The sequence below is a fragment of the Streptococcus mitis genome, assembly GCF_047459985.1.
GTDB classification, from domain to species: domain Bacteria; phylum Bacillota; class Bacilli; order Lactobacillales; family Streptococcaceae; genus Streptococcus; species Streptococcus mitis_DZ.
Genome location: NZ_JASHHD010000016.1, coordinates 24994 through 32189, shown reverse-complemented (window position 1 = coordinate 32189; position 7196 = coordinate 24994). Strand labels below are relative to the sequence as shown.

Genomic DNA, 7196 nt, shown 5'->3' with positions numbered 1-7196 from the left:
GCCCTATTCCAACGCTAAATTGGAAGCGACTAATAATCTCATTAAACTCATCAAACGAAATGCCTTTGGTTTTAGGAACTTTGAAAACTTCAAAAAACGGATTTTTATCGCTCTGAATATAAAAATGGAGAAGACAATGATTGTCCTCTCCAGATGTTAGCTTTTATTCAACCCACTACAGTTGACAAAGAGCCGATTTTACTTATTCTGTATCTACAACGACATAGCGATTTGGCTCGTCACCTTCAGAGTAACTAGTCACGCCATCCATACGTGAAATAATACGATGGATAATCTTGCGTTCGCTATTTGACATTGGATCTGTTTGATGACTGCGCCCTTCTTCTAAAACACGAGTCGCCAATTTTTGCGCATAGGTCTGCAAGACTTCTGCACGGTGTTCAACATAATCATTGACATTAATTGTAATGTAGAAGGTTCTTGAATAGCGATTATAAAGATAATTTTGAGCCAACAGTTGCAAGGCCTTCAAAACTTTACCATGGTAACCGATGATACGACCTGGCTCATTGGTATCAATTTGCAAATTGATGCTACGACGGTTGTAGTCATTTGAAATCGTCGCCTCAACGTCCATATCATCAATAATCGTTTGAACATAAGTTGTTACTTCCGTAGCTACTTGTTCAATATCAAAGCTCGGTTCTACCTTTAAGCCCAAATCTTCTAATTCTTGACTTTTAGTTTGTTCAGCTTGACTTTCAAGAATAGGAGTTTCTATTTCTTCTTCAAGATCAGCTTCTTCAAGCTGTAATTCATTTAAAATTTCAATATGCCCAGTTTCTTCTAAGATGGTGCTAGCATGTTTTTCATTTTTCAAGATTTCAGCCTTGACTTCATCAGAAACCCCTTGGCCTTCTTCTTCAATCTTTTTAATCGCTTCTACAACATGCCCCAAATCAACGGTCGCTTCGCTGACTGTTTTAACTGGTTCATTTTGTTCATTAATTTCTTTAGGAACACCCTTCACAGCTTGTTGATTTGCTTTGATGACAGTTGTTTCACTAATAGCTTCAATGTCAACCTGAGCTGGTTTTTTACCAAATAAACCAAGAAATCCATTTTTTTCACGAGAAATAACTTTGATGTGAGCCTTCATTCTTGGAATATCTAATTCTTTCAATCCTTTCTGGATTGCTTCTTCAACAGTTGAACCTGTAAATACTACCATTACCAGATTCCTCCTTATTATTTCGTTTTCTGAGCCTTTTTCTTGGCTTTTCTTTTTCTATTTTCCAAATCTTTCTGTGCCTGAGCTACAGCCTCGCGCTCTGCGATAATCTTGAATGGATTATTCAAGAAATAGGTTTGCAGGACTTGATAAGCATTGGACACTGCCCAGTAGAGCGCTACTCCGCTCGGAGCATAGACCCCAAAGACAAAAATCAAGACTGGAATCCCATACATCATCGCAGTCGTAGCTCCATTACGCTCAGACAAGGCTTTATTAGACAACCAAGTACTTAAAAAGGTAAATACTGCTGCTAAAATAGGAAGAACAAGGGTTGTATCCACACCACCAAGGTTAATCCATAAGAAATGACCTGTCTTTAAAAAGTCAACTCTTGATAGAGCTTGGAACAAGGCCAAAATAACCGGCATCTGAATCAAAATCGGCCAAAGAGAATCTGACTGTCTGACACCCATTTCTTTAAAGACTTTACGCATTTCCTGCTCTAGCTTGGTTCTGCTTTCCATATCACGACCCGGATATTGTTCTCGTAGCGCCTTAATGCGTGGTTGAGCTTCCTGCATTTTTCGAGAAGCCACCATTTGCACTTGGAAGACTGGCAAAAGCAGTGTACGAATCAAGACCGTAAAGAGAATAATCCCCACGCCGATACTGATGTCAAATGATAAAAAGCGAATGATTTCCGCAAAGAAGTAAACAAATTTACTCCAAAAATCAGCCGAATCGGCTGTAATATCGCTAGTTGTCCCATTTGTTGCACAGGCTGTCATGATCAATAGAGACAGTCCTAGCAAACTAGTCAACTGTAGTTTCTTTTTCACTCCCATTTCCTTCCTGGTAAATCTTTGATAATTTTAATACGTGGAGTAGATTTTTCTCCATCTCTGCGTATCCCAAGGTTTCGACCCCTTTTCGAGCAATGACAACAAAGTCTACATCTTCTACCAGACTCCCTTTTATATTCTGGATAATATGTCGGATTCGTCGCTTGATTTGATTTCTGGTAACCGCATTCCCCAGTTTTTTGCTAACTGATAGACCTACTCGAAAATGGTTTTTCTGGTTTTCTAACTGGTAGACAACAAATTTGCGATTGGCAAAACTTGTCCCCTCCTTGAAAATCGCCTTAAAATCTTTCTCTCTTTTTACACGAAAGTTTTTCTTCAAAACTCAACTCCATCTATTAAATTACTACTATTATACCATATTTTTCAAAAAAGCCAATCATAGCAAGGTTTTGGACAATTTCATCAGAAAAAGAAGCTGGAAAAATCTCTTTCCCAACTTCTTGTACTGAATATTTTTTCTAGTTTTACTTATTTTTCAAGCGTTCAACGTCACGGGCAATGACTAGTTCTTCATCTGTTGGAATGACCAAGACACGGATCTTCGCTTCCTCTGTTGAGATGTCTCCTGTCACGCCAAAGACGTTCTTTTCTGGGTCAACATCACAGCCAAACCAAGAGATACCTGAAATCACATCTTCACGTACGTTTGCAGCATTTTCACCGATACCTGCTGTGAAGATAATAGCATCTGCACCGTTTAGAACTGCAAGGTATTGACCGATATGTTTTTGGATACGATCAATATAGATTTCATAAGCTAAGGTAGCATCATGATCTCCTGCTTTTTTCGCAGCAATCACATCACGCATATCACTAGACTTGCCTGAAACCCCCATAAGCCCTGATTCACGATTAAGGACGTGACTAATGTCTTCAGGAGTATTAAAGTCCTCTGTATATTGCATTAAGTAAGGAATGATAGCTGGGTCAATATCTCCTGTACGTGTTCCCATCATCACACCACCAAGTGGAGTGAATCCCATTGAAGTATCGACAGATTGACCACCCTTAACAGCTGTAATAGAAGCTCCATTACCGATGTGACAAGTAATCAATTTCAAGTCTTCTAATGGACGACCTAAGAGTTTTGCAGCTTCTCCTGCTACAAACTGGTGACTTGTACCGTGAGCACCATATTTACGAACCTTGTTTTCTGTGTAATATTTTGTTGGTAGAGGGTAGCGATAAGCTTTCTCTGGCATAGTTGTGTGAAATGAAGTATCAAAAACAACTACACTGGTAATGTCTGGCAACAATTCCTTGAAGGCACGAACACCTGCTGCATTGGCTGGATTGTGGAGAGGAGCCAACAAACTCAACTCTTCAACTTTTTCTAAAACATCTCCCTCAACGACTGTTGATTCTTTGAAATATTCTCCACCTGCAACAACACGGTGGCCAACACCTGTAATCTCATCATAAGCCTTGATAATGTCGAAACGAATCAAGTCATCCAATAAGATTTTAACAGCTTGTGTGTGATTTTCGATATCCGAAATTTGTTGTTCAGAACGACCGTCAAATTTTACAGTTGAAATTGAATCTTTCAAACCGATACGTTCAATCAAGCCTTTGGCTAACACTTTTTCCTCTGGCATTAAGTATAATTGCCATTTCAAACTTGAACTTCCTGCATTGATTGCAATTGTTTTTGTCATAACATGATACCCCTTTTTAAGCGTTTTCATCTATTATAACAAAATCTATTTTATATTTCAGTACCTTGAGTCCATTTTTGAAAATTTTCTTTAAATTTCATTAAAACACTTGCATCTTGCAAGCTAGCAAGTGGATAAACAAAAGGCTCTACTGCTATTTCACTTTTCTTCTGTAGGATAAAAATGGTCTTAGATTGTTTGGCACTAGCAAAGAGATTTTCAGGCAGACTAATCATGGCAACCAGACTTGCTTCTTCTTTCAACCACCCTTTCAACAAATCACTTTGAGGACTGGTTAACAAATCACTCGGAGCTAGAAAAATAGCGTATCCGTCTGACTTGAGATACTTAAGCCCTTGTTCCATGAGCAAGTGATGGGCGTAAGTATGTTCTTGACGAGAAGCAACTTGATGACGCGAGGCAACGGCATCATCAGGATAATAGCCGACTGGCAAGTCGCTGATGACCACATCGCTTTCTTTAAGCATTTGTGGACGAACGGCATCTCCTTGGACAAAGCCAGCCTGCAAACCAATTACATCTGCCATGCTAGCTGCCAAATCAATCAGCAAATCATCCACTTCCATTCCCAAGTAATCCACTTTTTTAGCAAGCGAGGTCAAGAAAGTAGCGCCCAGAATTCCCATCCCAGAACCCATTTCGAGGATAGTAATTTCCTCCTCTTTAAACAACTCTTCCACAATAAACACCAAAAGTAAAGCAATAGCATCTGGTGTAAACTGGTGATTGGCCTGCAAGGGTTCTGTTTGCCCAGCCTTCATCAAGAGAAACTGGTAGGTCTTGAGCCATTCTTCTTTTCGTAGTGCTAAACGCTTAAGGGCTTGATTGTTGTTTTTGACCTGCTCTAGCTCAGTTTCACCATCCAGATAGATACTGTTTTGCTCCACTAAGGCATCATAAAAGTTGGTCGCCAAATCACTTTGGATGATTTGGACATTCTCTAGTAAATAGGTATAAGCTTGTTCAATTTTTTCAAAATCCATATTCCTATCTTATCAAATTTCCCTTCTTTTTTCCATCCTTATAGAAAAATCACTCCCTGACTAGGCGAGTGATTTTTGGACTACTGTTAAAAAGAGTTCTGAGTAATTTCCTTGAAACAGGTCTTCAGCGCTATAGATTATTTGACTATGTACAGATGAAAAACCATGCTCAATGAGCTGTTTTTCCAATTCAGCTATATCAAAGCCATGATGCTTAGGCTCTGTCTTGGTAAAATCAGCAATGAGGAGTTTCCCATCTTCCTTCAAATGTTGATGAAACAGTAAGAGAGCTGCATCTAAATCAGGCATATGGTGAAGAACCCGACAAACAACAATGAGATCAAACTCTTGCTCCAAGGGATTTTCCAATAAATCTTGCTCCAGAAATTGGATATTCTTGATGTCTTGCTGCTCCGATTTCAAACGAGCTTGCTCCAGCATTTTCTCAGAAATGTCTACAAGAGTAACAAACTCGGCCTGCTTGGCTAGGGGCAAGGATAGTAGACCCGTCCCTCCACCGAAATCTAGAATTTCTTTGTTTGATAAAACATCAATCTGTTTCTCGATCGCTTGACAAACTAAATTTGCGAGGAAGATGTTTTTAGGGGAATCGAAAGTTTCTGCTTTGTGGTTAAAATCATGTTTCATATCTTTAGTTTAGCACAAAGTAGTTGAATTGACTAGGAATTCTCTTTCTTTTCAGGCTTCTCTTCTGATTTTTTCTTCTCCGCTTTTTCGCTTAGATCAGTCACTATCTCCTCCTTTTTCTCTTCTTTGATTTTGGCTGAAGGAAAAATGAATTCATATTGACTCTTAGGCGTACGAACCGTCATCACCAAGCCAATTTTCTTGTTTTGATAGCTTACTTGACCTAGGTTAAAGACCTGTTCCCCACTTTCCTTATCAATCTTATCTTTGGTTCGCTTGGCCATGGCAAAAGCAATCAACTTTTCTTTATTTAAAGCATAGTCTTGATAGTGGGCGACTTGTCGGTTCAAGTAAAATTGTAACAAAAGACTAAAGATGGCTGCTATGGTGACTGCATAGAGGAGAACACCTGCCTTAACTTTTTTCTTTTTCCACACGATAGATGAACTCCCTTTCTAAGCCTTTTTGGAACTGGAAACGAAAACGCACCAGTTGATTATCCTCTGTAATCTGTGCAGATTTGAGACCATAAATCATAGGCTGATAACCTCGTCCACTGGCATCAGTTTTCCGAAAATCATCCGATTTAGACTTCCCTATCGCAATTTCCTTGCCATCCTGCTTCATATAGAGGCGATTGCCCTCCACTTTTTCAAACTGCGAACGGTCTAATTCTGCCTCCAGCTGGTCCACAAACAAGAGCCACTCCTTTTGCTCGCTTTGCTGCTGGTAGCGAACTTCTGAAATGAGGAGCTGACTCATGGCTTGAAAGAGGAGTAAGCTTCCACTGATGACAATGAGGGCAATCAGGGATTCCAACAAGGTGAAAGCCTCGACCTTATGGCTCTTTGATCGCCAACAACTGTTCTGAACCATGGTAGACCTCCAATCCCTTTTCACTAGAAAACACCTGAATCTCAACTCCGTTGATGTTTACTTGATTTTGACCAGTCTGCAAGGCCATCTTAGCTACACGCAAGACCTCTTCCTTTTGCAAGATTTTTGCTTCTTCCTGCCTATTTTTTTGAATTTGTCCCAAAAGGAGGGTTGCAATGCTGGCAAAGATAGCTAGAGCGACTACTGCTTCCAGTAAAATCACTGCCCTAATTTTTTGTTTCTTTAATGCGTTTAATTTTTCCATTTCCTAGATATAATTGATAGCGAATCGCTCCTTTACTGGTCTGAAATTCAACCTTAGCCAGGGACGAATTGCCCCCAGCTCGGTCAAATGTAATACTTTGGCCTGATGGTGCCTGAATCCCTTTAGGGACTGTCAATTTTTGACTGCCATTGCTAATCGTCTGCCCATCTAAGTTTAGACTAGTCTTTTGCTGACTGGCTACACTGTGTTTTTGAGTTTCCCGATAGAGTTCTTCAAATTCCATAAAGAAAATCTGCTCCTCTACCGCCGCAAAAGTGGACTGAACAGAGCCGGACAAGCCCAGGGCAAGGAGACTCACAAGCCCCAAAACCAAGAGACTTTCCAGCATGGTAAAGGCCTTAATCTGCAACTGTTTGACTGGTATTTTGTTTAGCATGGTATTCTTTATAGGCTTTAGCCTGTTCTTCTGTGATTCGCCCATCTGCTTGTAACTTGCTTAGGCTAGCATCTTCATTTTTATCTAAGCTATAAAGTTCTGCCTGGCTTTCCACCACCTTAACAACAGCAGCTTTTCCTTTGTCATTGACTGCTTCTTTTTGCTTGGTCAGATTAGGCACAAAGAGCAAGAGAAGTACGCTGATAATCAGCAAGACCACCAACATCTCCACAAGTGTGAAAGCCTTCACTTTCGCTTTTTTCAAGAATGTTATCATTTTTTTCATT

At 39.9% G+C, this 7196-nt stretch carries 12 protein-coding genes; 1 reads left to right on the top strand and 11 read right to left on the bottom strand.

Going from position 1 to position 7196, the window contains the following annotated elements; translation table 11 throughout:
* A partial coding sequence (locus QM959_RS08385) for a transposase (protein ID WP_414372649.1) occupies positions 1-160 on the top strand: 160 nt, incomplete at its 5' end.
* 42 nt (positions 161-202) lie between these two features.
* Here QM959_RS08385 and jag read toward each other — a convergent pair.
* From jag to comGC, 11 genes are all read right to left on the bottom strand, one after another.
* Positions 203-1192: an RNA-binding cell elongation regulator Jag/EloR gene (gene jag, locus QM959_RS08380; protein ID WP_414372645.1), complete on the bottom strand. Its 990-nt coding sequence runs from the start codon at positions 1190-1192 to the stop codon at positions 203-205.
* Between the two features lie 17 nt (positions 1193-1209).
* Complete coding sequence (locus QM959_RS08375; RefSeq protein ID WP_247935066.1) at positions 1210-2034, bottom strand: membrane protein insertase YidC; 825 nt, start codon at positions 2032-2034, stop codon at positions 1210-1212.
* Entirely contained in the window at positions 2009-2380 is a 372-nt protein-coding gene (gene rnpA, locus QM959_RS08370; RefSeq protein ID WP_247935067.1) for a ribonuclease P protein component, read from the bottom strand. Before rnpA ends, QM959_RS08375 begins: the two co-directional genes overlap by 26 nt.
* A gap of 145 nt (positions 2381-2525) precedes the next feature.
* A complete protein-coding gene (locus QM959_RS08365) occupies positions 2526-3719 on the bottom strand; it encodes an acetate kinase (protein WP_414372643.1) in 1194 nt (397 codons plus the stop codon).
* A 50-nt stretch (positions 3720-3769) separates the two neighbouring features.
* The gene (locus QM959_RS08360) at positions 3770-4723 is read right to left on the bottom strand and encodes a class I SAM-dependent methyltransferase (protein ID WP_414372641.1); all 954 of its coding nucleotides are present in this window, start codon (positions 4721-4723) and stop codon (positions 3770-3772) included.
* 60 nt (positions 4724-4783) lie between these two features.
* Positions 4784-5371, bottom strand: a complete 588-nt coding sequence (locus QM959_RS08355; protein WP_414372639.1) for a class I SAM-dependent methyltransferase — start codon at positions 5369-5371, stop codon at positions 4784-4786.
* A 32-nt stretch (positions 5372-5403) separates the two neighbouring features.
* Entirely contained in the window at positions 5404-5808 is a 405-nt protein-coding gene (gene comGG, locus QM959_RS08350) for a competence type IV pilus minor pilin ComGG (RefSeq protein WP_414372638.1), read from the bottom strand.
* Positions 5786-6247, bottom strand: coding sequence for a competence type IV pilus minor pilin ComGF (gene comGF, locus QM959_RS08345; protein ID WP_414372636.1), 462 nt, complete (start codon positions 6245-6247; stop codon positions 5786-5788). Before comGF ends, comGG begins: the two co-directional genes overlap by 23 nt.
* A complete protein-coding gene (gene comGE, locus QM959_RS08340; RefSeq protein WP_282184478.1) occupies positions 6210-6512 on the bottom strand; it encodes a competence type IV pilus minor pilin ComGE in 303 nt (100 codons plus the stop codon). The genes comGF and comGE overlap by 38 nt, the downstream gene beginning before the upstream one ends.
* A complete protein-coding gene (comGD, locus tag QM959_RS08335; RefSeq protein ID WP_414372634.1) occupies positions 6475-6909 on the bottom strand; it encodes a competence type IV pilus minor pilin ComGD in 435 nt (144 codons plus the stop codon). The genes comGE and comGD overlap by 38 nt, the downstream gene beginning before the upstream one ends.
* Positions 6872-7195, bottom strand: a complete 324-nt coding sequence (comGC, locus tag QM959_RS08330; protein ID WP_173278621.1) for a comG operon protein ComGC — start codon at positions 7193-7195, stop codon at positions 6872-6874. Before comGC ends, comGD begins: the two co-directional genes overlap by 38 nt.
* Position 7196: the final 1 nt, after the last annotated feature.

Excerpts from the sequence above, each read along its gene's own strand:
- jag (WP_414372645.1), bottom strand. The coding sequence starts at position 1,192 with ATGGTAGTATTTACAGGTTCAACTGTTGAAGAAGCAATCCAGAAAGGA.
- QM959_RS08365 (WP_414372643.1), bottom strand. The coding sequence starts at position 3,719 with ATGACAAAAACAATTGCAATCAATGCAGGAAGTTCAAGTTTGAAATGG.
- QM959_RS08360 (WP_414372641.1), bottom strand. The coding sequence starts at position 4,723 with ATGGATTTTGAAAAAATTGAACAAGCTTATACCTATTTACTAGAGAAT.
- QM959_RS08355 (WP_414372639.1), bottom strand. The coding sequence starts at position 5,371 with ATGAAACATGATTTTAACCACAAAGCAGAAACTTTCGATTCCCCTAAA.
- comGF (WP_414372636.1), bottom strand. The coding sequence starts at position 6,247 with ATGGTTCAGAACAGTTGTTGGCGATCAAAGAGCCATAAGGTCGAGGCT.
- comGE (WP_282184478.1), bottom strand. The coding sequence starts at position 6,512 with ATGGAAAAATTAAACGCATTAAAGAAACAAAAAATTAGGGCAGTGATT.
- comGD (WP_414372634.1), bottom strand. The coding sequence starts at position 6,909 with ATGCTAAACAAAATACCAGTCAAACAGTTGCAGATTAAGGCCTTTACC.
- comGC (WP_173278621.1), bottom strand. The coding sequence starts at position 7,195 with ATGAAAAAAATGATAACATTCTTGAAAAAAGCGAAAGTGAAGGCTTTC.